At 71.5% G+C, this 25,146-nt stretch carries 20 protein-coding genes, 1 pseudogene and 1 riboswitch; of the genes and pseudogenes, 9 read left to right on the plus strand and 12 right to left on the minus strand.

The features are described 5' to 3' along the window. The first annotated feature begins 81 nt into the window (after window positions 1-81). A complete protein-coding gene (locus tag F7Q99_RS02520; protein ID WP_153459875.1) occupies window positions 82-732 on the plus strand; it encodes a hypothetical protein in 651 nt (216 codons plus the stop codon). A 41-nt stretch (window positions 733-773) separates the two neighbouring features. On the opposite strand, the gene F7Q99_RS02525 is transcribed toward F7Q99_RS02520, so the two are convergent. Together F7Q99_RS02525 and F7Q99_RS02530 are read right to left on the minus strand one after the other, a co-directional pair. Beyond that, window positions 774-1,451 (minus strand): YoaK family protein, encoded by a 678-nt coding sequence (locus F7Q99_RS02525; RefSeq protein ID WP_153459876.1) that lies wholly within the window; start codon window positions 1,449-1,451, stop codon window positions 774-776. Between the two features lie 162 nt (window positions 1,452-1,613). Next, entirely contained in the window at window positions 1,614-3,257 is a 1,644-nt protein-coding gene (locus F7Q99_RS02530; RefSeq protein WP_153459877.1) for an NRAMP family divalent metal transporter, read from the minus strand. 361 nt (window positions 3,258-3,618) lie between these two features. Next, window positions 3,619-3,792: riboswitch (M-box (ykoK) riboswitch) on the minus strand. 198 nt (window positions 3,793-3,990) lie between these two features. On the opposite strand from F7Q99_RS02530, the gene F7Q99_RS02535 reads away from it, so the two are divergent. Together F7Q99_RS02535 and F7Q99_RS02540 are read left to right on the plus strand one after the other, a co-directional pair. After that, window positions 3,991-4,362 carry a BlaI/MecI/CopY family transcriptional regulator gene (locus tag F7Q99_RS02535; protein WP_153465720.1) on the plus strand — a complete coding sequence of 124 codons (372 nt, stop codon included), beginning with the start codon at window positions 3,991-3,993 and terminating at the stop codon, window positions 4,360-4,362. A gap of 265 nt (window positions 4,363-4,627) precedes the next feature. Further along, window positions 4,628-5,725 carry a YncE family protein gene (locus tag F7Q99_RS02540; RefSeq protein ID WP_153459878.1) on the plus strand — a complete coding sequence of 366 codons (1,098 nt, stop codon included), beginning with the start codon at window positions 4,628-4,630 and terminating at the stop codon, window positions 5,723-5,725. A 53-nt stretch (window positions 5,726-5,778) separates the two neighbouring features. On the opposite strand, the gene F7Q99_RS02545 is transcribed toward F7Q99_RS02540, so the two are convergent. Further along, entirely contained in the window at window positions 5,779-6,738 is a 960-nt protein-coding gene (locus F7Q99_RS02545; protein WP_153459879.1) for a GlxA family transcriptional regulator, read from the minus strand. 116 nt (window positions 6,739-6,854) lie between these two features. Here F7Q99_RS02545 and F7Q99_RS02550 point away from each other — a divergent pair, with 116 nt between their 5' ends. From F7Q99_RS02550 to meaB, 4 genes are all read left to right on the plus strand, one after another. Next, on the plus strand, window positions 6,855-7,814 hold the full coding sequence (locus F7Q99_RS02550) for an NADP-dependent oxidoreductase (RefSeq protein WP_153465721.1): 960 nt from the start codon (window positions 6,855-6,857) through the stop codon (window positions 7,812-7,814). 255 nt (window positions 7,815-8,069) lie between these two features. Then, entirely contained in the window at window positions 8,070-9,977 is a 1,908-nt protein-coding gene (locus F7Q99_RS02555; RefSeq protein ID WP_153459880.1) for a methylmalonyl-CoA mutase subunit beta, read from the plus strand. Next, window positions 9,974-12,181, plus strand: a complete 2,208-nt coding sequence (gene scpA / locus F7Q99_RS02560) for a methylmalonyl-CoA mutase (protein ID WP_326846175.1) — start codon at window positions 9,974-9,976, stop codon at window positions 12,179-12,181. The genes F7Q99_RS02555 and scpA overlap by 4 nt, the downstream gene beginning before the upstream one ends. Before the next feature lie 12 nt (window positions 12,182-12,193). Further along, window positions 12,194-13,180, plus strand: a complete 987-nt coding sequence (gene meaB, locus F7Q99_RS02565) for a methylmalonyl Co-A mutase-associated GTPase MeaB (protein ID WP_153459882.1) — start codon at window positions 12,194-12,196, stop codon at window positions 13,178-13,180. Window positions 13,181-13,259: 79 nt separating this feature from the next. On the opposite strand, the gene F7Q99_RS02570 is transcribed toward meaB, so the two are convergent. The 5 genes from F7Q99_RS02570 to F7Q99_RS02590 all read right to left on the minus strand — a co-directional run bounded on the left by F7Q99_RS02570 (window position 13,260) and on the right by F7Q99_RS02590 (window position 16,766). After that, window positions 13,260-13,745, minus strand: coding sequence for an ATP-binding protein (locus tag F7Q99_RS02570; RefSeq protein WP_153459883.1), 486 nt, complete (start codon window positions 13,743-13,745; stop codon window positions 13,260-13,262). Between the two features lie 20 nt (window positions 13,746-13,765). Further along, window positions 13,766-14,311 carry an HAD domain-containing protein gene (locus F7Q99_RS02575; RefSeq protein ID WP_153459884.1) on the minus strand — a complete coding sequence of 182 codons (546 nt, stop codon included), beginning with the start codon at window positions 14,309-14,311 and terminating at the stop codon, window positions 13,766-13,768. 26 nt (window positions 14,312-14,337) lie between these two features. Beyond that, window positions 14,338-15,012, minus strand: coding sequence for a class I SAM-dependent methyltransferase (locus F7Q99_RS02580; protein ID WP_326846176.1), 675 nt, complete (start codon window positions 15,010-15,012; stop codon window positions 14,338-14,340). Beyond that, on the minus strand, window positions 15,009-15,923 hold the full coding sequence (locus F7Q99_RS02585) for a phosphotransferase family protein (protein ID WP_326846177.1): 915 nt from the start codon (window positions 15,921-15,923) through the stop codon (window positions 15,009-15,011). Before F7Q99_RS02585 ends, F7Q99_RS02580 begins: the two co-directional genes overlap by 4 nt. A gap of 96 nt (window positions 15,924-16,019) precedes the next feature. Then, window positions 16,020-16,766, minus strand: a complete 747-nt coding sequence (locus tag F7Q99_RS02590; protein WP_326846178.1) for a hypothetical protein — start codon at window positions 16,764-16,766, stop codon at window positions 16,020-16,022. Between the two features lie 396 nt (window positions 16,767-17,162). On the opposite strand from F7Q99_RS02590, the gene F7Q99_RS02595 reads away from it, so the two are divergent. Both F7Q99_RS02595 and F7Q99_RS02600 read left to right on the plus strand, forming a co-directional pair. After that, window positions 17,163-18,635 carry a helix-turn-helix domain-containing protein gene (locus tag F7Q99_RS02595; RefSeq protein ID WP_153459886.1) on the plus strand — a complete coding sequence of 491 codons (1,473 nt, stop codon included), beginning with the start codon at window positions 17,163-17,165 and terminating at the stop codon, window positions 18,633-18,635. Window positions 18,636-18,692: 57 nt separating this feature from the next. Then, on the plus strand, window positions 18,693-19,871 hold the full coding sequence (locus F7Q99_RS02600) for a transcriptional regulator (protein WP_195910980.1): 1,179 nt from the start codon (window positions 18,693-18,695) through the stop codon (window positions 19,869-19,871). 312 nt (window positions 19,872-20,183) lie between these two features. Here F7Q99_RS02600 and F7Q99_RS02605 read toward each other — a convergent pair whose 3' ends face one another. From F7Q99_RS02605 to F7Q99_RS02620, 4 genes and pseudogenes are all read right to left on the minus strand, one after another. Next, the gene (locus tag F7Q99_RS02605; RefSeq protein ID WP_230210139.1) at window positions 20,184-21,011 is read right to left on the minus strand and encodes a polysaccharide deacetylase family protein; all 828 of its coding nucleotides are present in this window, start codon (window positions 21,009-21,011) and stop codon (window positions 20,184-20,186) included. Window positions 21,012-21,169: 158 nt separating this feature from the next. Further along, window positions 21,170-21,331 (minus strand): annotated as a pseudogene (locus F7Q99_RS02610) (Fe-Mn family superoxide dismutase); the annotation flags it as partial. A 36-nt stretch (window positions 21,332-21,367) separates the two neighbouring features. Continuing rightward, window positions 21,368-21,820: a DUF5990 family protein gene (locus F7Q99_RS02615; protein ID WP_153459888.1), complete on the minus strand. Its 453-nt coding sequence runs from the start codon at window positions 21,818-21,820 to the stop codon at window positions 21,368-21,370. Window positions 21,821-21,888: 68 nt separating this feature from the next. Continuing rightward, a complete protein-coding gene (locus F7Q99_RS02620; RefSeq protein WP_153459889.1) occupies window positions 21,889-25,053 on the minus strand; it encodes a type 2 lanthipeptide synthetase LanM family protein in 3,165 nt (1,054 codons plus the stop codon). Between the last annotated feature and the right edge of the window lie 93 nt (window positions 25,054-25,146).

Raw genomic sequence — 25,146 nt, forward strand, 5'->3', positions numbered from 1 at the left:
CGGGCTGAGCATACGGACTGAAACCGGCGCCGGCCGATCCGCGTCTCCCCCGGCACCGCATCAGCTCTCGGGGGAACGCACATGACCAACCACCGCACCGCCCTGGCCACCGCCGCGCTCGCCCTGGGCCTGGCCGCACTCGTCACCGGCTGCGGGCCGGACGACCCCGACCCCGCACCCGCCGCGGCCCCGCCCGCCTCCACCACCGCGACCGCCGCCCCCACCACGCCGGCGCCCACCGCGAGCGCGGCCCCGACCACGCCCGCGCCGACGGCCTCGGCGGCGGCCTCGGCGGCGGTCGAGCCGTGCCATCAGGACCCGGCCCGGCCGGAGACCGTCAGGTTCAACTCCGCGACCACCGGCGGCGGGACGACCAAAGTGAACGTGACGCCGGTGAACTGCACCCACAAGGTCGGCGACGAGCAGGCCGTCGAGTACACGCCGACCGGCGACCCGGCGAGCTACGTGCTGGCGAAGAACGCCGTCGTGCAGGTCGTCGAGCCCGGCGGGAAGGGCGCGAACGGGCAGAGTGCGAACGGGCAGGACACGAACGGGCAGAGTGCGAACGGCAAGGGCACGAACGGGAAGACGGCGAACGGCAAGGGAGCGAAGGAGCGCACCATCACGCCCGCCGAACTGCCCGGCTACAAGCTGGCGGGCGCCCCGTACTTCACGATCCACCGGGACGGGCAGGGGAGGGTGACGGCGATGAAGGAGGTCGACCACCCGTAGGTCGACCACCCGTAAGCGCGAGCGCGCCGGCCACGTCCGCCTCACGCACCGTCCGGGTGCGCCCAGGCCGGGGTGGTGCGGCAGTGGCGGCGGAGGAGGACGGCGACGGTGACCAGCAGGGCCAGGGCGAGGGCCAGGGCCGTCGAGACGTTCGCATGGAGGACGAGCAGTCCGCCCAGCAGAGCGCCGGTGAACATCCACACCGCGGAGGCGAACCGCCGCGCGCCGGTGCGCTCGACGGTGAGGGCGGTGATGGTCCTGGTGAGCACGGTCGTGGGCAGGTCGGGCACCCGGAGCGAGCGCGCCACGGCGGTCTGGCCGCCCATCGCCGTGCCGAGCAGCCCGATCAGGGTGTAGCGGACCGGGTCGGCGGTGTGCCCGGCCACCGCCGCCAGGACGGTGCTCGCCGCGACGAGCACCGCCTCGGACGCGACCGCCGCCCGGAGCAGCCGCCCCCGGTGGTCGGGCAGCCGCTCGGCGAGGCGGCCGCCGGCCAGGGCGCCGAGCAGGAAGGCGCCGAGGGCGGCGAGCGAGGCGGTCGCCGAGAGGTTGGCGGCGTTGGCCAGGGCGAAGCCGAGGAAGACCACGTTGCCGGTCATGTTGGCGACGAAGACGTGGCCGAGCGTGAGGTAGCTGACCGCGTCCACCACTCCGGTGATGAAGGTGAGCACCAGCAGCATGGGCACGAGCGGCCCGTGCTTGGGGTCGGGTGTAAGCATCGGGCCTCCCGGTCGGGGGTGTGACGGCCCTTCCGTTCTACGTCCTCGGGCGCGCGCGGGACGGCCGTTGTCCTTCGGGTTCGGGATCACGACGGGACGAACGATGCGGACGGGTGACGGGCGGCGAGCCCTCCACCCGTCCGCCGAGGTGCGTCCGGTGGCTCAGCCGGCCATGGCGGTCTGGACGATCTTGATGACCACGAGGATCATCGCGACCAGCAGGTAGGTGCGCAGCGCGCCCATGCCGATCTTGTAGCCGGTGGAGACGACCGGCCGGGCCAGGGTCTCCAGCGGGGGCATCCGCCAGCCGTCGCGGCCGGTGCGGTCGATCGGGTCCTCCTTCGTCGCGGTGCGGTTGCGGAGGAAGGCGTACCCGGCCGCCAGCACACCGAGGACACCGCAGACGGCCATGATCGTGAGGATCGCGTCCGCGCTGATGTCGGGGAAGAGCACGGAGGCGGTCAGGATGATCGACAGGGTGACCAGCACGCCGACCACGGCGGCCGTGAAGGCGTTGGTCCGCGGCCCGTTCACCCAGGGGCCGAGGACGTCCCGGTCGTTGCAGAGCAGGAGCAGGAAGACCGAGGCGGAGGGCAGCAGCACGCCGGCCAGGGTCTGGACGCCCGTGGTGAGCAGGCCGAGCGGCGAGCCGGGGATCAGCACGATGGTGGCGGCCACGGCCACCAGGCCCGCGTAGACGGCGTAGAAGCCCTTGGCGCCTGCGACGCCGCGGTGCAGCGAGTGCTTGATGCCGAACACGTCTCCGATCGCGTAGGCCGTGGAGAGGGAGACGGCGAAGGCGCCGATGATCGAGGCGTCCAGCAGGGCGATGGCGAAGAGCACGCCGGCGGCCTTGCCCGCCTTGTCGGCCAGGCCCCGGGCGACGCCGGCCGCGTCCGTGAACTGCCCGAAGCCGTCGGTGTTCGCGAAGGCGGCGGCGGTGAAGCCCATCATCGCGGCGGCACCGATCACGACGACCGCGATGCCGATCCACAGGTCGATCTTCTCGTACTTCATGAACCGCGGGGTGATGCGCTTGTCGATGACGTACGACTGCTGGAAGAACAGCTGCCACGGGGCGACGGTGGTGCCGACGATGCCGATGATCAGCAGCATCACGGTGGAGAGTTCACCGGTGCCGCCGGGCATGTTCGGGACGACGAAGTCCTCGGCCATGCGGCCGACCGGCGGGTGGATCATGAAGTAGACCGGCACCAGGAGCAGCGAGCCGACGCAGAGGCCGATCGCGACGCGTTCGAAGCGCCGGAACGAGCCGGTGAACGCGGACGCGATGATGATCGCCGCCGCGAGGACGACGGACAGCGCCTTGGGCAGGCCGAGGTAGCCGGCCGCCAGCGTGATGCCGATGAACTCGGTGACCAGCGTCAGCGCGTTCAGCAGGAACAGGTCGATGACGCTGAACGCGCCCCAGAACCTGCCGAAGCGCTCCAGGATCAGGCGGGCGTGGCCGACGCCGGTGACGGCGCCCAGGCGCAGCACCATCTCCTGGTTGACGTACAGGACCGGGACGAGGAGCAGCAGCGTCCACAGCAGGTGGGTGCCGTAGTTCTGGCCGGCCTGGCCGTAGGTGGCGAAGGCGCCGGCGTCGTTGTCGCCGACCATGACGATCAGTCCGGGGCCGATGATCGCGAGCAGCGTCCTGAACCGGGCGGAGAGTCCCTGGCGCGGAGCGTCGTCGTCGAGCCGGATGGTGCCGAGCGCACCCTTGATGTCGCCGAGGTGCGCGTCGTCCAGCACTGCGGTGGGAGCGGCGTGAACTGTCGGGTCCAGGGTCAGGTTGGTCATGATGGAGCCTCCCTCCCCCCTTCCTTGAGGGGGTGTCGGGGGGCACGCAGCAGCGATCCCCCCTGCGGGCGCACGGCGTCGGACCGCACGGCGGCGCGCGGACGGGTCGCGGGGGCGTGCGGGCATGACGATGCGTCGGACGGCTTGCGTCAGGGCGCGGTCGAGCGCGGGACGCAGCGTCGGAGTGAACGCGCAGGAGAGGTTGTTACCGCGTGCCGGAGGTGATCGAGAGCATGCGGGAAGAGGGGCGACTGTGGCCCGGACTACTACAGTCCATGCCTCTCACCTCCTCCCGGCCGGGGGCGCACCGTCTGTGCGCCGCGTCGCGACACGGCAAGGAGCGGACCGGCCCCTGCGGACCGGCACACCCCAACTCGTCAGAGCTTTGGCACTTCACGGCGTGATCCCCGTGCGGGGGAAGCCACTTGGGATCAACCCTTAGGTCGGGAGGATCTGTCCTGAACCTGGGCGTCTCTCGACGTCGTCGGGTCAGTGGCCTGTGTCCGTGAAGACGCCTCACCGAACGAGGTGCCTTTTCAAACCTCGAAGAGCATAGACGCTCCCGGAGTCGGCCCGGGCGGCTTTTCCGCTCATCTTCGACACCTTTGTAGAACCTTGACCGAACACGCGTGTCCTCGACCGCCCGCCCTCGGCCCCGAGGGCGGGCGCGAGTACCCGCGCCGTACGATGGGCGGGTTCCAGCGGGGGTCGGCGAGGGAGAGTTCGGGCAGTGCTGCGCGGGTTCGGCGATCTGGAGGCCGAGATCATGGACCGGCTCTGGTCCTGGGGCCGGCCGGCCACGGTGCGCGAGGTGGTCGACGACCTCCGCCGGCAGCGGCCGGTCGCGTACACCACCGTCACCACGGTCGCGGACATCCTGCACACCAAGGGTTGGCTGCGCCGCGACAAGGTCGGCCGGGCCTGGGTGTACGAGCCGACCTGCACCCGGGAGGCGTACACCGCGCAGCTGATGCACCAGGCGCTGGAGACCACCCCGGACCGCACGGGCGCGCTGCTGCACTTCGTCGACCGGATGAGCGGGGACGAGGCCACTGCGCTGCTGGCCGCGCTGGAGCAGGTGAAGGCCCGGGACGACGGCCGGTGACCCTCGCCCTGCTCGGGCCCCTACCTGGCCGCGCCCGGGTGCACCGGCCGACCGACTCCGAGCCCGCCCGGCGGAACTCCCAACTCGCCTGGCGGGTGCCAGTGTTGGGGCTACCACTGCTGCCGCACCTGTTGGCATGCGCACCGCATCCGTGACCAGCGGCTTTCCGGGCACAGGTTCGCTCACTGACTGCTCGTCAGAACGTCAGCTCGATCGGTTAGCCTGCCCTCGACACCGCAACGTGCGGTGCGAAATGGGGGATTCGATGTCCACGTACACGCGTGTGAAGGCTGCCCGCTGGACCGCGGTGATCGCCGCCGCGGCCGCTTTGGCCCTCACCGGCACCACCGCCCAGGCCGTCGAGGCGGTTTCCGGCACCGAAGGCGTCATCGCGGTCGGCAAGATGAACGCCCAGCCGAGCGTCAGCCCGGACGGCACCAAGGCCTACGTCGTGGTGGCCGAGGCCGACAACACGCTCGTGGTGAAGACGGTCGACACCCAGACCGGTGCGGTCACCGGGCGAGTCGCCCTGGGCGCCACCCAGTTCTACGTCGCCTCGGCGCTCAGCCCGGACGGCTCGCGCCTGTACGTCGTCAACCAGCAGCAGTTCACCGTCGTGGACACCGCCACGCTGAAGGTGCTCACCACGGCCGCCCTGCCCGACCAGTCGCGCCCGGCCGGCTGGAACCCGGGCACGCCCACCGGCGTCACGGTCAGCCCGGACGGCGCCACCGTCTACGTGGCCCAGAACGGCGCGACGGCCTACCGGCAGAACGGGAACGGCCGGGTCGTGGCGTTCTCCGCCGCGCAGCGGGCGTTCACCGGCTCGGTCGAGGTGCCCGCCGTCTACACCGGCAACCTCGCCATCCGGCCGAACGGCCAGGACGCGTACCTCGGCAGCGTCGCCGGGGTCTTCCACCTGAAGACGACCGGCGCCGCACCCACCCTGGTCGCCGCCGTCCCCGGCACCGCCGCCGCGCTCGACTACTCCGTCGCGCTCACTCCGGACGGCACCCGCCTGTTCGCCCTGGGCGGCGGCGCGGCCGGCGCCGGCCAGGCCGACCTGGTCGACCCCGCCACCGACACCGTCACCAAGCACGTCGCCCTGGTCTCCGGCTACGCCGACCTGTCGAACCCGCAGGCCAGCCCGGACGGCACCCGGTTCTACGTCAGCCAGAACAGCTACACCACCGGCCCGTCGGTGCTCTCCGTCGACTCGGCGACGGGTGCCACCGTCGCGGCCGAGACCGTGAGCACCACCGTGGAGCACGTCGACCACCTGGCCGTCGGCCCCGACAGTCACACCCTCTACGTGGGCGGCACCATCGGCAACGCCGCCGACCTGGAGATCGACAACAACTGACCGATCGCGGCGGGCCCGGTCGTTCCGTTCGGAGCGGCCGGGACCGCCGGGCGTCAGGCCGCCCGGAAGGTGCGCCGGTACGCCTGCGGGCTCACGCCGATCGCCGCGTGGAGGTGCTGGCGCAGCGAGGCGCCGGTGCCGAGACCGGCGCGGCGGGCGACGAGGTCGACGGGCCAGTCGGTGGTCTCCAGGTAGTGCCGGGCCAGGTCGGTGCGCTGGGCCGCCAGCCACTGGCCGGGGGTGGTGCCGGTCTCCTCGCGGAAGCGACGCGAGAACGTGCGCACGCTCATGTGGGCGTGGGCGGCGAGGTCGGCGAGGGTGAGCGGTTCGGCGAGGCGTTGCATCGCCCAGGCCTGGGTGGCGGCGGTGCCGGTGCCGCCGGGGTCCGGGACCGGGCGCCGGATGTACTGGGCCTGGCCGCCGTCGCGCCACGGCGGGACGACGCAGGAGCGGGCCACCTCGTTGGCGATCTGGCTGCCGTGGTCGCGGCGCACCAGGTGCAGGCACAGGTCGATGCCGGCGGCGACCCCGGCGGAGGTGAGGATGTCGCCGTCGTCGACGAACAGGACGTCGGGGTCGATCCGGGCCGTGGTGAACATCCGCTGAAGCCGGTCGGCGTCGCGCCAGTGCGTCGTGGCGGGGCGGCCGTCGAGGAGGCCCGCGGCGGCCAGCACGTACGTCGCGGTGCAGAGCCCGACGATGCGCGTGCCCGGGCGGACGGCGGCGAGGGCGGCGCGCAGCGCGTCGGGCAGGCGGCCCTCCTCCCGTATCGGGCCGAGGGCCCCCGAGGGCGGGATGACGACGGTGTCGACGGCGGCCAGCAGGCCGGCGTCCCGGGAGACGCCGATCTCGTAGTCGGCGTCCGTGCGGACCGGACGGCCGTCCAGGCTGCACGTGGCCACGGTGTACAGCGGCGCGCCCGATTCGTCCCGGGCGGCGCCGAAGATCCGGGCGGGGATGCCGAGTTCGAACGGGTAGACGCCGCCGAGGGCCAGAACGCCGACGTGGTGCATGGCCGGATCCTTTCACCCCGTGGCCATCTCGCCACCACCGGGGGCCTGCCCGCTCCGGCAGTCTGACGGCGTGCCCGGGAGGCGGGCACAGTCCGAGCAGAAACGAGTACGTGACCATGCCTCAGAACAGCGCCACCATGCGGATCGTCTCCCAGGAGACCGCCGGAGGCCCCGAGGTCCTGCGGGTCGTCGAGGCGTCGCGCCCGGAGCCGGGCCCGTGCGAGATCCTGGTCCGCGTGCACGCGGCCGGCGTCAACCCGGCCGACTGGAAGACCCGCACGCGCGGCGCCTTCGCCGGCGGGGTGACGCCGCCGTTCACCGTCGGCTGGGACGTCTCGGGTGTGGTGGAGTCGGTCGGCTACGGGGTGACGATCTTCCGGCCCGGCGACGCGGTGTACGGGATGCCCCGCTTCCCGCACCCGGCGAGCGCCTACGCCGAGTACGTCACCGCGCCGGCCCGGCACTTCGCGCCCAAGCCGGAGGGCCTGTCCCACGTCGAGGCCGGCGCGCTGCCGCTGGCGGCGCTCACCGCGTGGCAGGCGCTCATCGACACCGCCGACGTGCGGCCGGGGCAGCGCGTGCTGGTCCACGCCGCCGCCGGCGGGGTCGGCCACCTGGCCGTCCAGATCGCCAAGGCCCACGGCGCCCACGTGATCGGCACCGCGAGCGCCGCCAAGCACGAACTGCTGCGTTCGCTCGGCGCGGACGAGGTCGTCGACTACCGCACGACGGACTTCGCCGAGGCCGTCCGGGACGTCGACGTCGTCCTCGACCCGATCGGCGGCGCCAACTGGGCCGGCTCGCTGCGCACCCTGCGCCCGGGCGGCATCCTCGTCTCGATCGTGCCGCCGACCGAGGACTTCCCGGCCGCCGAGGCGGAGGCGGCCGGGCTCCGGGCGGTGTTCATGCTGGTCGAGCCGGACCAGAAGGGCCTGCGCGAGATCGCCCACCTGGTCGAGACCGGCCGCCTGCGGGTGATCGCCGACCACGTGTTCCCGCTGGCGGAGGCCGCCGAGGCCCACCGCCTCGGCGAGCAGGGCCGCACCACGGGGAAGATCGTCCTGTCCGTCCGTTGACCTCCGGCTCACGTCCGAATAGCCCCGGCTCGGGCAGGGCACGGCGAAGGCGGGCGAGGTCGCACGGGAATGCCGGCCTCATCCGCCTTCTTCTAAAGAACTTAAGAGATGAGGGTGCGAGTTCCCAAGCCCGCCCCCCTTTCGCGCGCGATGGCACTTCTCGCCGCCCGGAGTGCTGAAGAACCGCTAAATCGAGGGAAAGGTCACACCAGCCGCCCCTCCTGTGCGCTCGCGAACGGGCGCTAACCTGCGGTCATGAAGGTCCCGCCCGAAGGGCTCCCCCTCGCCGCCGAGTTCCCGGCCGCGCACCGTGAGCAGTGGCAGCAGCTCGTCGAGGGCGTGCTGCGCAAGTCCGGCGCGCAGCCCGCGGACGCCGCCGCCGCCGAGCAGGCGCTCGCCACCGAGCTTCAGGACGGGCTGCGAGCCCGGCCGTTGTACACCGCTGAGGACACCGCGCCCGAAGCCGGCTACCCCGGCTTCCCGCCGTACCTGCGCGGCGGCCGGCCGCAGGGTTCGGCCGTCGCCGGATGGGACGTCCGCCAGCGGCACGCCGACCCGGACCGTCGGCGGGCCAACGAGGCGGTGCTGGCCGACCTGGAGAACGGCGTCGGCTCGCTCTGGCTGGAGCTGGGCGGGGACGGCCTGCCGATCGCCGCGCTGCCCGAGGCGCTGACCGGGGTGTACCTGGACCTGGCCGCCATCACCCTCGACGCGGGCCCCGAATTCACGGACGCCGCCGAGCAGTTGTTCAAGCTGTACGAGGAGCGCGAGGTCTCCCCGGGCGCCGCCGCCGGCAACCTCGGCGCCGACCCGCTGGGCCTTGAGGCCCGCACCGGCGACGCCGACCGCACCGGCGCGCTGCTCGCCGACGCGACCGCCCTGGCCGCCCGCTGCACCGCCGACTACCCGGGCGTGCGGGCGCTGACCGTGGACGCCCTGCCGTACCACGAGGCCGGCGCCTCGCCCGCGCAGGAGCTCGGCTGCGCGCTGGCCACCGGCGTCGCCTACCTGCGCGCGCTGACCGCCGCCGGGCTCTCGGTGGACGCCGCGCTGGGCCAGCTGGAGTTCCGCTACGCGGCGGACGCCGACCAGTTCCTGACGATCGCCAAGTTCCGTGCCGCGCGCCGCCTCTGGGCCCGCGTCGCCGAGGTGTCGGGCGCCACCGCCGACGCCTCCGCGCAGCGCCAGCACGCCGTCACCTCCCGGGTGATGATGACCGCGCGCGACCCGTGGGTGAACATGCTGCGCACCACCGTCGCCTGCCTGGCGGCCGGGGTGGGCGGCGCCGACGCCGTCACCGTGCTGCCGTTCGACAGCGCGCTCGGCCTGCCCGACGCCTTCGCCCGCCGGATCGCCCGCAACACCCAGTCGATCCTGCTGGAGGAGTCCCACCTGGCCCGGGTGATCGACCCGGCCGGCGGCTCCTGGTACGTCGAGCGGCTGAGCGAGGAGCTGGCGCAGGCCGCCTGGGCCTGGTTCCACGAGATCGAGCGGGCCGGCGGCCAGCAGGCCGCGCTGGGCTCCGGGCTGGTCGGCGAGCGGATCGCCGCGACCTGGGCCGCGCGCTCGGCGAAGCTCGCCAAGCGGCGCGAACCGGTCACCGGCGTCAGCGAGTTCCCGCACCTGGACGAGCAGCCGCTGGTCCGCGAGCCGGCCCCGGCCACACCCGGCGGCGGACTGCCGCAGGTACGCCGCGCCGAGGCGTACGAGGCGCTGCGGGACCGCTCGGACGCGTACCTGGCGGCCACCGGCGCCCGTCCGACGCTGTTCCTGGCGTCGATCGGCACGGCCGCCGCGCACACCGCGCGCACCACCTTCGCCGCCAACCTGTTCCAGGCGGGCGGCATCGCGACCGTGTCCGCCGAGGGTGTCGACCCGGCCGCGTTCGCCGAGGCCTTCACCGCCTCCGGCGCCGAGGTCGCCTGCCTGTGCTCCAGCGACGCGCTGTACGGCGAGCACGCCGAGGCCGTCGCCGCCGCCCTCAAGGCGGCCGGGGCGCAGCGGGTGCTGCTGGCCGGGCGGCCCGGCGAGCAGCGCGCGGCCTTCGAGGCGGCGGGCGTGGACGGGTTCGTGTTCGCGGGCGTCGACGCCGTCGCCACGCTGACGGCCCTGCTGGCCCAGATCACTGGTACGAGCCTCACCGACGAGAGCAAGGTGGCGTGATGATCCCCGACTTCACCGGAATCGGGCTGGACGGCGACGCCGCCCGGGACGTCACCGACACCCAGTGGCATGCCGCCTGGCGGCAGTCCACCGGCAAGGACGTCGACGAGCTGGTCTGGGACACCCCCGAGGGCATCGGCGTCAAGCCGCTGTACACCGCGGCGGACCTGGCCGGCCTGGACTTCCTGGAGACCTACCCGGGCATCGCCCCGTACCTGCGCGGGCCCTACCCGACCATGTACGTCAACCAGCCCTGGACCGTCCGCCAGTACGCGGGCTTCTCCACCGCCGAGGAGTCCAACGCCTTCTACCGCCGCAACCTCGCGGCCGGCCAGAAGGGCCTCTCGGTCGCCTTCGACCTGCCGACCCACCGCGGCTACGACAGCGACCACCCGCGCGTAACCGGCGACGTCGGCATGGCGGGTGTCGCCATCGACTCGATCTACGACATGCGCCAGCTGTTCGACGGCATCCCGCTCGACAAGATGTCGGTGTCGATGACCATGAACGGCGCCGTGCTGCCCGTGCTCGCGCTGTACATCGTCGCGGCCGAGGAGCAGGGCGTACCGCCGGAGAAGCTCGCGGGGACCATCCAGAACGACATCCTCAAGGAGTTCATGGTCCGCAACACCTACATCTACCCGCCGCAGCCCTCGATGCGGATCATCTCGGACATCTTCGCGTACACCTCGCAGAAGATGCCCCGGTACAACTCGATCTCCATCTCCGGCTACCACATCCAGGAGGCCGGTGCCACCGCCGACCTGGAGCTGGCCTACACCCTGGCCGACGGGGTGGAGTACCTGCGCGCGGGCCTGGACGTGGGGCTGGACGTGGACGCCTTCGCGCCGCGGCTGTCGTTCTTCTGGGCGATCGGCATGAACTTCTTCATGGAGGTCGCCAAGCTGCGCGCGGCCCGCCTGCTGTGGGCCAAGCTCGTCAAGCAGTTCGACCCGAAGAACGCCAAGTCGCTGTCGCTGCGCACCCATTCGCAGACCTCCGGCTGGTCGCTCACCGCCCAGGACGTGTTCAACAACGTGACCCGTACGTGTGTGGAGGCGATGGCCGCCACCCAGGGCCACACCCAGTCGCTGCACACCAACGCCCTCGACGAGGCGCTGGCGCTGCCCACCGACTTCTCCGCGCGCATCGCCCGCAACACCCAGCTGCTGCTCCAGCAGGAGTCCGGCACCTGCCGGGTCATCGACCCGTGGGGCGGCTCGGCGTACGTCGAGAAGCTGACGAACGACCTCGCGGCGCGCGCCTGGCAGCACATCCAGGAGGTCGAGGCGGCCGGCGGCATGGCCAAGGCCATCGACGCGGGCATCCCCAAGATGCGCGTCGAGGAGGCCGCGGCCCGCACCCAGGCACGCATCGACTCCGGCCGCCAGCCCGTGATCGGCGTCAACAAGTACCGCGTGGAGAGCGACGAGCAGATCGACGTACTCAAGGTCGACAACTCCTCCGTACGCGCTCGCCAGATCGAGAAGCTGCGCCGCCTGCGCGAGGAGCGCGACGAGGCGGTCTGCCAGGACGCGCTGCACGCGCTGACCCGGGCCGCCGAGGCCGGCCCGCAGCGCGGCGGCTCGCTGGACGGCAACCTGCTGCACCTGGCCGTCAACGCGGCCCGGGCCAAGGCCACCGTCGGCGAGATCTCGGACGCCCTGGAGAAGGTGTACGGCCGCCACTCCGGACAGATCCGTACCATCTCCGGTGTGTACCGAGACGAAGCGGGCCCGTCGGCCTCCCTCCAGCGCACCCGTGACCTGGTCGAGCGGTTCGAGCAGGCCGAGGGCCGGCGGCCGCGCATCCTGGTCGCCAAGATGGGCCAGGACGGCCACGACCGTGGCCAGAAGGTGATCGCCACCGCCTTCGCCGACCTCGGCTTCACCGTCGACGTCGGCCCGCTGTTCCAGACCCCGGCCGAGGTCGCCCGCCAGGCCGTCGAGGCGGACGTGCACATCGTCGGCGTCTCCTCGCTGGCCGCCGGGCACCTCACCCTGGTGCCCGCCCTGCGCGCCGAACTCGCCGAGGCGGGCCGCGAGGACATCACCATCGTGGTCGGCGGGGTGATCCCCCCGCAGGACTTCGACGCGCTGTACGAGGCGGGTGCCGCGGCGGTCTTCGGCCCGGGCACCGTCATCCCGGATGCGGCGCACGACCTGCTGACGACGCTGGCGTCCGACCTCGGCCACGAGCTGTGAGCCGCTGATCCGATGCCACCGAGGACGATCGACCTCGACCAGTACGCGGCCGGTGTGCGGGAGGGCTCGCGCGCGTGGATCGCGCGGGCCGTCACCCTCGTCGAGTCCACCCGACCCGACCACCGCGCGCTCGCGCAGCAGCTGCTCCAGCGGCTGCTGCCGCACGCGGGCGGCGCGGTCCGGGTGGGCATCACCGGCGTGCCCGGTGTCGGCAAGTCGACCTTCATCGACTCCTTCGGCACCATGCTCACGGGGCTGGGCCACCGGGTCGCGGTGCTGGCCGTCGACCCGACGTCCAGCCGTACCGGCGGCTCCATCCTGGGTGACAAGACCCGGATGGAGCGCCTGGCCGTCGACCCTCAGGCCTTCGTCCGCCCCTCCCCCACCTCCGGCACGCTCGGCGGAGTCGCCAAGGCCACCCGGGAGTCGATGGTCGTCATGGAGGCGGCCGGCTACGACGTCGTGCTGATCGAGACGGTGGGCGTCGGCCAGTCCGAGACGGCGGTGGCCGGGATGGTCGACACCTTCCTGCTGCTCAGCCTGGCGCGCACCGGCGACCAGTTGCAGGGCATCAAGAAGGGCGTGCTGGAGCTCGCCGACGTCATAGCCGTGAACAAGGCGGACGGCCCGCACGAGACCGACGCCAAGGCGGCGGCACGCGAACTCGCGGGCGCGCTACGGCTGTTGCAGGCCCCGGACGCCGCGTGGACGCCACCGGTGCTCACGTGCAGCGGGCGGGAGGGGCTTGGGCTCGACGTGCTGTGGGAGCGTCTGCAGCAGCACCGCAAGGTGCTGGACGCCACCGGCGCGCTGGCCGCGAGGCGGCGGGAGCAGCAGGTCGAGTGGACATGGGCGATGGTCCACGACCAGCTCTTCGCCCGGTTGCACGAGCACCCCGAAGTCCGCTCTCTGACCCCCGAGTTGGAGCGCCAGGTCCGGGACGGCTCCCTGCCTGCGGGGCTGGCCGCGCAGCAGATCCTGGACGCCTTCTTCGGCTAGCGGTCACACCCGGCCACGAACCCGGCCACCACGGCAGCGGAGAAGAGCACCCACCACACGAGCCGCCCGACGGTCGCCACTACGCCACCTCGCAGAGCGAGTGGAGACTGCGCGCCGTGCCCCACCCATGCGTGGGGCACGGCGCCTCCGACGCCTCCAGGTACTCGAACCACACCACCTTGCCCACCCCCGCCGGGTGCCACCCCCACGCATGCGCCAGCGCCTCCACCAGCAACAGGCCACGCCCGCTGGTCGATTCATCATCGCGCTCCTGCCGCGGGAGTTCCGGACACCGGTCGGCAACCTCCACCCGCAACCGCCCGGCACGCCGCCGGACCGTCACGGCACAACGCTCCTTCGTGTGCACCAGCGCATTGGCGATCAACTCGCTCGCGCACGCCTCGACTTCCTGAAGCGCGTCAGCCGAGAGCGGCACGCCCCACTCCCGCACGATCGCCACCACCAACCGCCGCGCCGCTGGCACGGCGTCGACCCCCGGCGGTACACCCCACTCCAGCGGAACCGGAAACCGCGCAACACTCAATGGACTGACCACCATCGACATCTCCGGGCGCTAATCTGCCATCAGGCCGCTTCCTTCGTCGCGTCAAGAGAGATGGCCCATTCCAGAGCCGTCATGATGTGTTCCGGCTGAATGCCGGCGCGCGGGTCGGGCTGAATCAGCAGGGTGGGGTTGCCGAAGGCACTGCGATCTGCCGCCCACTGGTGATCGAGCGGAGTGAAGTCGTCGTCGATCCACACGGCGGGGGCGCCGGAGAGCCAGTCCGCGACGTGGTTGCGCTTCCAGAGGTAGCCGTCGGGGTGGCTGATGGTGATCGGCAGCTTGGGCAGCTCGATGTGATCGAAGTCCGGCACGCCCAGCAGCGGGGCGATGATGCGACGGGCGTCGAAGCGCCAGCTCGTGCACCACACCGGCCGGACGAGACCGGTGTTGATGGCGTCGGTGATCAGCGCGCCGTGGGTCGGGTTGAGCCAGACCCAAAATGGCTGGGCGACACCGTCGGTGCGGACTCGGTGGCGCGTGTGGGTGGTCGCAGTGCTCCCATCGACGGCGGGGAAAGGGACGAGGACGCCGTCGATGTCCAGCAGCAGGAACGGGGACTTGTGCATTTGGTCCCTCCTAGATTGGTCGGATGTCAGGGCATCCGCGTGGTGATCAGGAGCGTGGTCGGCCACCGTGCGTCGACCGGGGCGAAGAGGTCCTGAACTCCGGTGACGAGCAGGCCGGCACGATTGATGGCCTGCACCCAGGAGGCCGAGCCGATGTCCCAACGCTCCACCACAGTTGGGGTGCCATCGGGCAGGGTTAGCTGGTCGCGGGTGCGGGGGCTGGCCGGGATGGTGCCGGTCCTCTGCGGGTGCGGGACGGAGAAGGCCAGCATGCCATTGCGGCTCAGACGGCGAGAGCACGCGACGAGGAGCTTGAACGGCTCGGTCAGGCCGATCGCTCCGAAGATGGACACGATGGCGTCCAACCTCTCGCGTTCGCCGTTCAGGTAAGCGCTCGCGGTGGAACGGACGAACTCGGCTCCGGTGTGACCATAGTGGGCGGCGGCCCGGCGGATCTGGCCACGGGAGCTGTCGATCCCGGTGACGCGGGCGCCGAGGCCGGCCAGGTGGGCGGTGTTGCGGCCGGGGCCGCAACCCAGCTCCACGATCCGGCGCCCGCACAGGGAGCCGCCCAGAACCTCGGTGCCCGGCCCGATACCGGGCCGCTGGGTCCACTCCATCCGTACGGGTGGCGCCAGCGGCTTCGGCGGGTCCTGGGCGAGGCGCTGGGCGGCGTGGGCGTCCCAGGCCTCCACCGTCACGCGTCCAGCAGCCGTGCGGCCGCAACCAGGTGGCGGCGCACGGCCTTGATGTAGAGAGGATCGCTCGACGGGTCGTTGATCCACTTGACGGCCTGCTCCATGAACCACTCCACGGCCCAGACACGGTGCCAGCCCAGTGCCCAGCGCTCGGCCGGCAGCCCGCCGCGTTCGGCTAGCGCATCCTTCGCGCCGCCAGCGGCGACGTACGCCTCGATGAAGGCCCGGAGCCGGATCGGGTCGGGGTCGTCGAGGGTGCCGTGCCAAGAGGCGAGGTCGAGCAGACCGGGTCCGGTGAACGCGCGGGCGAAGTCCAGCAGGCGCCAGCCCTCTTCTCCGAAGTGGAGGCTGGTGGGGTGGAATTCGGAGTGCACCCAGCCGAACGGGGCCAGTTCGGCTCCGCTCGCACGCTTGACCGCCGAGACCGCGAGGGCTTCCAGCATCGCCGCGACATCCGCTGCGTCCTCCGTCCAGCGGCCGGCCTCGCGCAGGCGCCGGAGGTGCCCGAGCGCGAGTTCCGGGAGGGCGGCGAGCGCGCCCTCGTCCATCACCGGCAGCGACGCGGCGGCGGGGGCCTCATGAAGGGCGACGGCGGCCACGGCGCCGTCGATGTCCTCCGGTTCGCCGACCGCTTCACCCAGATCTTCGATCACCATGCCGAGGGTGCCTTCGCGGGCGATCGAGCCGATGATGTGGGGCACCGGGATGCCGGAACGGGCGGCGGCCTTGAGGATCTGGTCCTCGCCGTCGAACGGCTCCACGGCGTACTTGTAGATCGCGGTGCGGCCGCTGTCGAAACGCAGGCGTTCGACACCGGACATGCCCCACACCCTGACCTTCTCGCGGGCGGGCTGGGAGTGGCCGATGCTGGAGCAGATGTCGGCGAGGATGGCGGTGACGAGCGTGGTGTCCACGGGAATTGTTTCCGTTCGGTCAGGCTGACGGGTTGAGGACGATGGGTTCCGGGGCGGCAGCGCGCTTGCCGCCCCGGACCGGTGTCAACGCGAGGGTCAGGCCGCCGTCACGCGGTAGGAGTCGACCTGCTCGATCCACTCCTGCTTCATGCCGGCCAGCTCCTCACGGAAGCGGGCCATGAAGGCGCCGTAGGGGGCAACGACGCCGCCGGACTGGTCGGGAACGGACTGGCAGCCGTGCACCAGTCGGCCCCCGAGCGCGGTGTGGGCCTTGATCCCCTCGATCCGGCGGTGCTCGTTGAACCAGCCGCCGTGGTAGACCTCGTCCAGCATCTGGCCGTCTTCCTCGGAGAGGTCGAAGACGACCCCGGTGGCGGAGGGGAAGAACCAGCACGGGCCGACGTTGCTGATGTGTCCGTCCAGCTCAACCTTGTTGAGCGCCATGAACGTGGCGGCCTCGCGGAGCATCCGCAGGTGCTCGGCCGTGACGCGCGGCAGGCCGAGGGAGGCCAGGTGCTCGTCACGGAACAGGTACGAGTACACCTGGTGGGCGATGGCCAGCACCTCGCCCGCGTCGCGGGTCGAGCGGGCGTAGGCCTTGATGAACTCCAGCGCCATCTGCTCGACGGCGGCCTCCTCGGTCTCGTCCACGTCCAGCAGGCCGTCCTGCACGGTCTGCCACTCGATGACGAGCCAGGAGTCGGTCTCGAACCGGAAGAAGTACTTCTCCGGGTCGAGGGTGATCTTCTTGCCGTCCACGGTGATGCCGGGCAGGCGGTTCCAGCGCGGGTCGAACGCCTCGGGCAGCTCGACCGTGATCGTCGTGGTGTCGACGGTGGTCACCTGTGTCTCCATTCCGGGTCGCGGCACCTGATCGGCGCCAATCGGCTTTGACTGGCCGCCTGAAACACGGAAGAGCCGGCTGTCTCGGGCGACTGGTGACTACGGTGGCGGCTAGGTTCAGCTGCTTCCATGCCGAGCTACGGTCGCCCGTATACGCGAGATACATAGATCGCCGGACACTTACCGTGGCGGTTCCTATACTCTTGGTCAGGTTGCGTTTCTGGGCGAGCGGATCGGGCGGCAACTGTGTCGGTCAGGCATGGACCAGCGCTCACATGTCGTCGGTGCGGGGCACGGCTGGCTACAGATCATCAAGCTGCACTGTGCTCACCGTGCCAGGCTGTAGGTCGCTCCCAAATCGGCACTCGGCCGCCGGCCGTGCCTCCCGAGTTCTGGATGGTCGAGGAGCTGCTGGCGGCTTTCGAAGCCCGCCACATCGGTCGGCTGATGCGCGCCTATCGACTCCATCGGTACCACCGGGCGGAGTACGGGCCGCGGGGCGTTCCTCAGAGCGTCGTCGCTCAGTGGTTGGGCCTGACTCAGGCCCAGGTCAGCCGAATTGAGACCGGGCCACCCGTCACCGACCTCATCTCCTTGACCCACTACGCCCGCGTGCTGGGCGTGCCGGAGGAGCGGCTGTGGTTCAGCCTTCCGGGGAAGGTGCCGACGCCACGGGCCGAACCTCTCTTCCTAGCCGAACTCGACTCCCCTGCAAGCGAAGTAATCGCTAGTCAAGAGGCCTGGCGAGCCACGCGCCGCTACCTCAACACCCATCGGGCGCAGCTCGCCCAAGCGGCAAGCGCGCTGTATCCGGCCGAGTTTCACGTGTCAGGTACCGCGCTGCTGATGGCACCAGCCTGGACACCGCCGGCTCCTGTACCGCTTGAGCGTGTACGCCTTAAGTGGATCGACGCGGCGCCGAAGGTGCCACTGGTCGACGGGAGAGAAGTCGAGGCTCGCCAGACCGTGCCGTTGTACAGCCCCAGCCGCTCGTTCGAGCGCTACACACAGGCGGTGCGATACATCGACTCGCCTTTCCTTTTCGAGAATCGCCCGAGCTATCGGCTGACGGCGGTCGAATGGGATCAGGCCGGTGGTGGCGAGCTCTCCTTCAACTTGGCCACCTACTTCGACAAACTCGACGTCTGCGAGGCCGTCGGACACGAGTTCGCCTCCGCCATGACCGAGGGCTTCGCCAACTGGGCTCGGTTGCCTCTACGGCGGCTGCTGAACGATCCATTCGATGTGGAACTGCGGACCGTGGCGCCTGCCATCACCACACTGCTGTTGCGGGTGCGGGCCTCCGGTGAGGCCACGTTCCTGCTGCACTGGCGTGATCCAAGCAAGGTAGCCACTGCAGGCGGCCTCTACGACACCATTCCGGCTGGAGAGTTCCAGCCCAGCACGATCACGGGCGACCCGTCCGGAAGCGACTTCGACCTGTGGCGCAACATCGCCAGGGAGCTCAACGAGGAACTACTTGGAGCGCCCGAGTACGACGGATCCAGCAGCCGACCACTGGATTACGATCGATGGCCGCTATACCGTTCGCTTGAGCGAGCCCGCCAAGCCGGGCGTCTACGGGCATACTGCTTTGGTGTGGGCTGCGATGCGCTCACGTTGGCAGCAACCATCCCCACGGCACTGGTTATCGACGACGAGGTCTTTGAGGAGCTGTTCGGCGAGGTGGTGAAGACCAACGCCGAAGGGGTCACAGTCACCGAGTGGAACGGTCAGGACACCTCGAGTGGTATCCCGTTCACCGAACAGAACGTCTCACAGTTCATCAGAAACGAACCCATGGCACCGCCAGGCGCAGCATGCTTGGCGCTGACCTGGAAGTACCGCGACCTGCTGCTCGGCTCATAGCTGACTGCAAGGCGTCGCGGCCACATGCGAAGAAGGAGCGTCGTGTCCAGCGGGCCCGTGGCAGACGACCAGCCGAATCCGTCCGACAACAGGGAGCAGTGGCAACGGGTACGAAGCCATCTGAACCATCAACGCTTCGCCTTGACTGGTCGGCTCCTGACCGAGAGCACTCCCGAACACCTGATCTCTGGAACACCTGTACTGGCCCGCCGGCACTGGATTCCGGAACAGCCAGTACCGCTGGAGTGTGTACGGCTGTACTGGCAGCCGGACACGCCCGCAGCCGACCTGGACGGCGGTGAGCCAGAGCTCGATCACATTCGCCCACGCCGGGATGACGGGACCACCCATCGCCGCTATGCGGATGCTGTTCGGGATCTCGCCAAGCCCAAGCTCTTTGAGAACCGAAGCTGTTACCGCCTGCTTGCTGTTGAGCCTTCTGCCGACGGTCCAGCGTTGACCTTCGGCCGTGGTCAGTACTTCGACGTCATCAACATCTGTGAGGCCGTCGCACATGAATACGCGGCGGCAGTCCTGGAGGGCGCGAACGGGCCAGTTCGCCCTGCTTCCACGCCCTTCCGGGCCGCCATCGGTGATCCGACCGACCTTGTGCGCCGACCCGTCATGGCGGCCATCAGCACGCTTACCATTCGGCACGATCGCCAGACCGGCGACGCGGAGTTCGTGCTGCACTGGCGTGATCCCGAGAAGGTGGCCAGTGGCGGGGGCCTGTACCAGGTGATGCCGGTCGGGATGTTCCAGCCATCGGACGACGCGCCGTGGAACGAGGACAACGACTTCGACCTGTGGCGCTCCATTCTGCGGGAGCTGAGTGAGGAACTGCTCGGTGGCAGCGAGGATTACGGCAGCGACCGGGCGCCCATCGACTATGCCGCCTGGCCACTCAACAAGACGCTCACCGCAGCGCGTGAGGACGGCAGCCTGCGAGTCTTCTGGCTGGGCCTCGGGATGGACCCACTGACGTTCGTCACCGACCTGCTCACCGTGGCCGTGTTCGACGCCGACCTTTTCGACGAGACGTTCCAGCGCATCGTCTCGACCAACGACGAAGGCCGTCTGGTCGGTTTGGAGGATGCGACAGGGCGCTCGGTAGGCATCCCTTTCACTGCCGATCAGGTGGATCGCCTCACCGGCACGGAGCCGATGCAGCCCGCCGGCGCGGCGCTCCTGCGGCTCGCCTGGCAGCACCGGAAGGCCCTGTTGCAGTTCCCCTGACGCAGGGCGGTACCCGGGCTACCCAACCGGCCCAGGAGCTGGTTGGGGGTGGAGGCAACGCAGGTCAGGCCGCCCGGGCCGCACTGGCGGCCCGGGCGGCCTCGCGTTCTCACGGCCCTCGCAGCACACCAGCCCAACTCATGCGATGGACTTCGAGATCTACAGGACCGCAGGAAGATCCATGCCCGCATCGAACCAGGACATTCAGCATTCCCTCACTTGGGCCTGCTAGTCGGCCAAGTGGGCGGGGGGCGGGGGGCGGGGGGCGGGGGGCGGGGGGCGGGGGCGGGGGGCGGGGGGCGGGGGGCGGTGTCACGGGGTGCTCTGGACCGGGAAGCCGGTGGGGCGGCCCTGGTCCTTCAGCCAGGTGAGCACCTGGTCGAGGGCTTCGACAGTCTGCTGGCGGTCGCCGCCGCCGTCGTGGAACAGGATGGTCGGGCCGAGGCTGATCTCCTTCTTGACCGTGGCGACGATGGTGGCGGTGCCGGGCTTGTTGAAGTCCTTCGAGTCGTCGTTCCAGCCGAGTGGGCGCATGCCGTTCAGGGCGGCGATGCGCCGGCTGTCGGGGGTGAACGAGCCGCCGGGAGCCCGGTAGTACAGCACCTTGGCGCCGCCAGCAGCCTCCTCGATCATCTTCTTCGCGTCCAGGATCTGCTTCTCCTGGTAGGCGACGGGCTTCTTGTCCATGGTGGTGTCGTGGTCCACGGTGTGATCGCAGAGCCGGTGGCCTTCCGCGACGACCCGCTTGACCATGTCGGGGTGGGCCTTGGCCTGCGGTCCGATCATGCAGAACGTCGCCTTCACGCCGTGCCGCTTGAGCACGTCGAGGACCTTCGGAGTCCAGATCGGGTCGGGGCCGTCGTCGATGGTGATGTTGACGGCCTTGCCTCCGGCCTCGGAGGCGTGGGCTATGCCGTCGGGTATTCCGCCTTGCTGGGTACCGCCGTCGTCGCCCTTGGAGCCGTCCCCGCCGCTGCCGTCGGGGGCCGTGTCCTGCGCGTGTGTGACGTTCGGCTGGGGAGCGTCGTCCGACCCGTTGAGGGACGCAACCCCCCAGACGCCCGCCGTCAGCACAACGGCCGCTGTGGCGAGGGCCACCCGGCTGCGGCCCAGATCCTTCATGCGTGCTTTGAGGTCCATCGACCGACCACTCCCCCACCTGTCTGCGAGCTTTCCGAGGTTCATGACGAGAACCGAATCGAACAGGTTCCCCGATTCGCTCGTCATTGCAGGTGAAGGCCTTGATCGCGGCCCCGGCCCGCCCGACCGGGCCGGGGCCTGCATGGGGCCTGAGGGGCTCAGGCGCTCTTGGCAGCCTCGAAGCGGGCCTGGAAGTCCTGCCAGTTGACGACGTCCCAGAGCTTCTCGACGTAGTCCGGCCGGACGTTGCCGTACTGCAGGTAGTAGGCGTGCTCCCAGGCGTCGAAGGCGAGCAGCGGCGTGGTGTTCCGACCAACGTTACTGCTTCTTGTTCACATCACGTCAGATACGCATGCTCAGCCCTCCGCCGTCCACGTGACCAGCGGCGGGCGGACGGCGGCGCACAACGGGTGCCCCTTGGCGTCCGTCAGCCCCAGGCGGGCCACCAGCAGGCCGGTGTTCACGGCCGCCTTGACGGTCGCCGGGTCGATCTCCTCCAGCAGCAGCTTCGCCCGGCGGAACAGCGACCAGCCGTCACCCTCGGCCGTCACCCAGTTCAGGTAGACGAACCTGCCGCCCGGGCCGCCCTGGACGTACCGGCCGGTGATGTCCACGCCGGTCGGCGTCGCCTTCGCCGCGCACTCCAGCGTCCACTCCGCGCGCGGCGCATCGCCGGGGTACGGGTCCAGCAACTCGCCCGGCTTGGCGCGGCGTTGGACGGCCACGTGGATGTCCCGGTACCCCGGGAAGCCGGGGGCGGCCGCGCACTCGCGGCCCGGCAGGTCGGTGGCCTCGATCCTGAGCTGCATACCGCCATCGTCCCGCACCCGGCGCGGTTCTCCCCGCGCCCCCGCCGCACGGCGAGGGCGGGTAGAGCTCAGCGGGTGATCGGCGGGTGGAGGGCCAGGAGGGACGGGACGGTCTCGGGGGCGGCCAGGCGGAGGAGGCCGTGGCCGATTCCGGCGAGGCCGACCATGAGGGAGGGGCTGTGGACGCCGTTCGGGAGGCCGCAGATCCAGCCTCGGGTGTCGAGGGCGTCCAGGGTCGCGCGAGCCTGCGCGTGCCAGGGGGCGCCGGCGAGGTGGAGGGGTTCGAGGTTGCCGAGGTCGCCGTGGCAGAGCGAGAAGTTGAGGCCGAAGCCTTCGCGGAGCACGGTGTCGAGGGCGTTGTCGCGTTCCTTGCGGAGCAACTCGTCGCCGTCGGGCAGGAGTTCGGCGAGTTCGACGCGGGCGAGGGCGATGCCGGCGGCGCCGTGGCACCAGAGGGTGGGAAAGGAGGGAGCGCCGGGTCCGCCGTCCTCGCGGACGTCGCGCCAGTTGGCGGCGGCCGGGTCGAACAGGGTGCGCTCGTACGCGAGGGCGTCGAGGGCGAGTTGGGGCAGTCGCTGGTCGCCGAGGCGGTGGCCGGCGCGGGCCAGGGCCCAGGCGATGCCGGAGGCGCCGTGGGCGAAGCCCGCGAGGGGGCGGGTGGCGGTGTCGGCGAGGGAGGCGGGCAGCCAGCCGGTGCCGCCTTCGGGGTGGGGGGTGGCGGTGCCGGTGAGGCGTTCGGCGCAGGTGGCGAGGGCGGCGGTGACGGCCGAGCCGGGGCGGATGGCGTCCCAGGCGAGCAGGCCGCCGATGGTGCCGGCATTGCCGGCGAGGAGGTCGTGCAGGGTGTCCTCGGCGGCGGTGACGGTGATGCGCTCGATCACCTGCGCGGCGAGTGCGTCGAGTTCGGCGTCGGGGTGGTGGGCGGCGAGGTGGGCGACGGTGTAGAGCACGCCGCCGGTGCCGGCGAGGCCGCCGCCGAGGCGGTCGGCGCGCCGGCGGATCTGGTGACGGAACGTCAGTTCAGCTGCCCGGGCGGCCTCGCGGTGTGAACGGTCGCCGGTGACGACGGCGAGCTGGTGGAGGAAGAGGGTGATGCCCGCGGTGCCGCTGTAGAGGTCGGGGCCGAGTTCGGCGGGGGCCCAGCGGCCGGGCGTGGTCCAGTTGGGGCCGACCCAGGCGAGGTCGGCGCGGCCGCGGTAGGCCTCGCGGATCAGCTGCTCGCCGGCTTCGACGGCTTTGGCAAGGGCGCGGGCGGCCAGCCCCTCCCCCGGTTCGACCGACGTGTCCCGCGGGACGGCGGCGGTGGTGGCCCGGCGCGGCTCGCGGGCCCCGTCGGCGGTGGTGACGGAGAGCCGCAGGAGCTGGAGCTGGCGGGCCAGGTCCTCCTCGCCGAGTTGGTCCGCCTTGGCAAGGGCGAGGTCGAGCGCGGGCCGGTCGGTGACACCGGGGATGACGGCGCCGGTGGAGGAGCGGGCGTCGACGCTGTCGGGGCGGATGGTGAAGACGGGTATGTCGCCGCGCCACAGGTCCGCGCGTTCGTGGTCGACGAAGGCGAGGGCGTGTTCCTCCCAGGCGGCGAGGGCCCAGAGCCGGTCGAGGTGGCGGTCCTGGTCGAGGGCGTCGCGGAGGAGGTCGGGGTGGCAGGCGGTGTTGAGGAGGCTGCGGTACTCGAAGGTGTCGCGGCGCAGCATCCGCGTCTCGTCGCCCGCGAACGCACCGATCAGTTCCCGGAGTTGTTCCTTGTCCGCGGCGAGCAGCCGGTAGGCCTCGGTGAAGCCGGATTCCAGCGCGTCGAGGTGGTCGGCGAGTCGCAGCGGCTGCCCGGCGGGGACGGGCCGGCTGCCGGGGGCTTCGACGGGCAACCGCCGGTATTCGAGCCGTAGTTCGTCGGTGCCCTGGTTGACGAGGACGGCGGCGGCACGGGGCGGGAGGCTGGCCGGGTCCCAGCCGAGGGCCGAGAGGTCGGTGCCGCCGTTGCCCTCGTCCCACATCCGTTCGGGGAGCAGGCCGGAGCGCAGGACCGAGTGGCGGGCCCGGTGGCGGGCGAGGCGCTCGGACTCGGAGAGGTCCTTGGCGGGCTCGTGCAGGTCGGGGTGGAGCAGTGCTTCCAGGTCGATGAGGACGGGCTGGTCGCGGACGGCGAGGAGGTTCTGCGCGTGGCAGTCGACGGCGTCGAGGGCGTAGAGCAGGGCGGCGAGGGTGCCGGCCCGGTGGTAGAAGGCGCTCAACTCGACCGCATCGCGCGCAGGTTCGGACGTGACGTGGGCGACCCAGCCGTAGCCGTCACCGGCGAGGTGGGCGAGGTCGTGCAGGGGCAGCCGGAGCCTGGGATTGAGCCACCGCAGGATCTGCTGGAAGTGGGTCTCGGCACCGAGCGGGCGGGGCTTGTAGACGATCCGGGTGCCGTGCTCGAAGCGCAGGGAGCTGACGGTGGCACCGCCGCGATGGGGGTCGCCGAGACCGGTGGCGAGTTCGGTGAGGCGGCCGAGCGGGCGGCCGGCGGCGAAGGTGGCGCGGAGGGCGGGCAGGTCGGCGGCGAGGCGGCGGAACAGGGTGAGGCCGGTAGCGGCCCACTGGTCGGCGGCGGTGGCCAGGCGGTGGGCCAGGACCGGGTACTCGGCGAGGAGTCGGACGGCCCGCTCCGGCCGGGTGAGCCGGTCGAGGAAGTCGCGGTAGCGCTGCTCGGGGGTGTCGCCGGTCAACTCGCCGGTGAGGCGGGCGACGTGGAGTTCGGTGATGACGGTGCGGACGGCCATCGCGTGGGCGGCGGCGGTGAGTGCGGGCAGGGCGAGGGCGGTCAGCTCCTCGGGGGTGCCGAGGGTGGGGGCGTCCAGGACGGCGATCCCGGCGGCGAGGCGGTCGCGGGCGTCGGCGAGCAGCGGGGCGACGATCCGGGCGAAGGCGTGGTCCTCGGGGACGTCGATCGGGGCCGGTTCGGCGAAGGCGGCGGCGAGGCGTTCGGCCCACGGTGCCGGTCCGAGGCGGTCCGCGAGCGCGTCCGGGTGCTCGGCGAGCAGGGCGCGCAGCGCGTCCGGGTCGAGGCCGTCGGCGGCGAGGCGGCGCTCGAACCAGCCGTCGCGGTCGAACGGCGCCTGGGCCCGCCAGCGGTCGAGCTTGCGGGCGGCGCGCTCGGCGGACTCCGGGCCGGGTCGGCTGCCGTCCGGGACCCGGCCGCGGGCGTTCAGCGGGACGGCTCGGGCCGCGGCCCGCGGGAGTTCGGACGCGTCAACCACGGGGCGGTGCTGCCTCTCTGGGGGCTCGGCGAGGGTGGTGCGGGTGCCCGGCGGTCGGCCGGGGCACGGCCGCCCGGCGCGGACCCCGGCGGT

The organism is Streptomyces kaniharaensis, from assembly GCF_009569385.1.
GTDB classification, from domain to species: domain Bacteria; phylum Actinomycetota; class Actinomycetes; order Streptomycetales; family Streptomycetaceae; genus Kitasatospora; species Kitasatospora kaniharaensis.

Coding starts and splice junctions, on each gene's coding strand:
- F7Q99_RS02520 (WP_153459875.1), top strand. CDS start 82: ATGACCAACCACCGCACCGCCCTGGCCACCGCCGCGCTCGCCCTGGGC.
- F7Q99_RS02525 (WP_153459876.1), bottom strand. CDS start 1,451: ATGCTTACACCCGACCCCAAGCACGGGCCGCTCGTGCCCATGCTGCTG.
- F7Q99_RS02530 (WP_153459877.1), bottom strand. CDS start 3,257: ATGACCAACCTGACCCTGGACCCGACAGTTCACGCCGCTCCCACCGCA.
- F7Q99_RS02540 (WP_153459878.1), top strand. CDS start 4,628: ATGTCCACGTACACGCGTGTGAAGGCTGCCCGCTGGACCGCGGTGATC.
- F7Q99_RS02545 (WP_153459879.1), bottom strand. CDS start 6,738: ATGCACCACGTCGGCGTTCTGGCCCTCGGCGGCGTCTACCCGTTCGAA.
- F7Q99_RS02550 (WP_153465721.1), top strand. CDS start 6,855: ATGCCTCAGAACAGCGCCACCATGCGGATCGTCTCCCAGGAGACCGCC.
- F7Q99_RS02555 (WP_153459880.1), top strand. CDS start 8,070: ATGAAGGTCCCGCCCGAAGGGCTCCCCCTCGCCGCCGAGTTCCCGGCC.
- meaB (WP_153459882.1), top strand. CDS start 12,194: ATGCCACCGAGGACGATCGACCTCGACCAGTACGCGGCCGGTGTGCGG.
- F7Q99_RS02570 (WP_153459883.1), bottom strand. CDS start 13,745: ATGTCGATGGTGGTCAGTCCATTGAGTGTTGCGCGGTTTCCGGTTCCG.
- F7Q99_RS02575 (WP_153459884.1), bottom strand. CDS start 14,311: ATGCACAAGTCCCCGTTCCTGCTGCTGGACATCGACGGCGTCCTCGTC.
- F7Q99_RS02595 (WP_153459886.1), top strand. CDS start 17,163: ATGGTCGAGGAGCTGCTGGCGGCTTTCGAAGCCCGCCACATCGGTCGG.
- F7Q99_RS02605 (WP_230210139.1), bottom strand. CDS start 21,011: ATGGACCTCAAAGCACGCATGAAGGATCTGGGCCGCAGCCGGGTGGCC.
- F7Q99_RS02615 (WP_153459888.1), bottom strand. CDS start 21,820: ATGCAGCTCAGGATCGAGGCCACCGACCTGCCGGGCCGCGAGTGCGCG.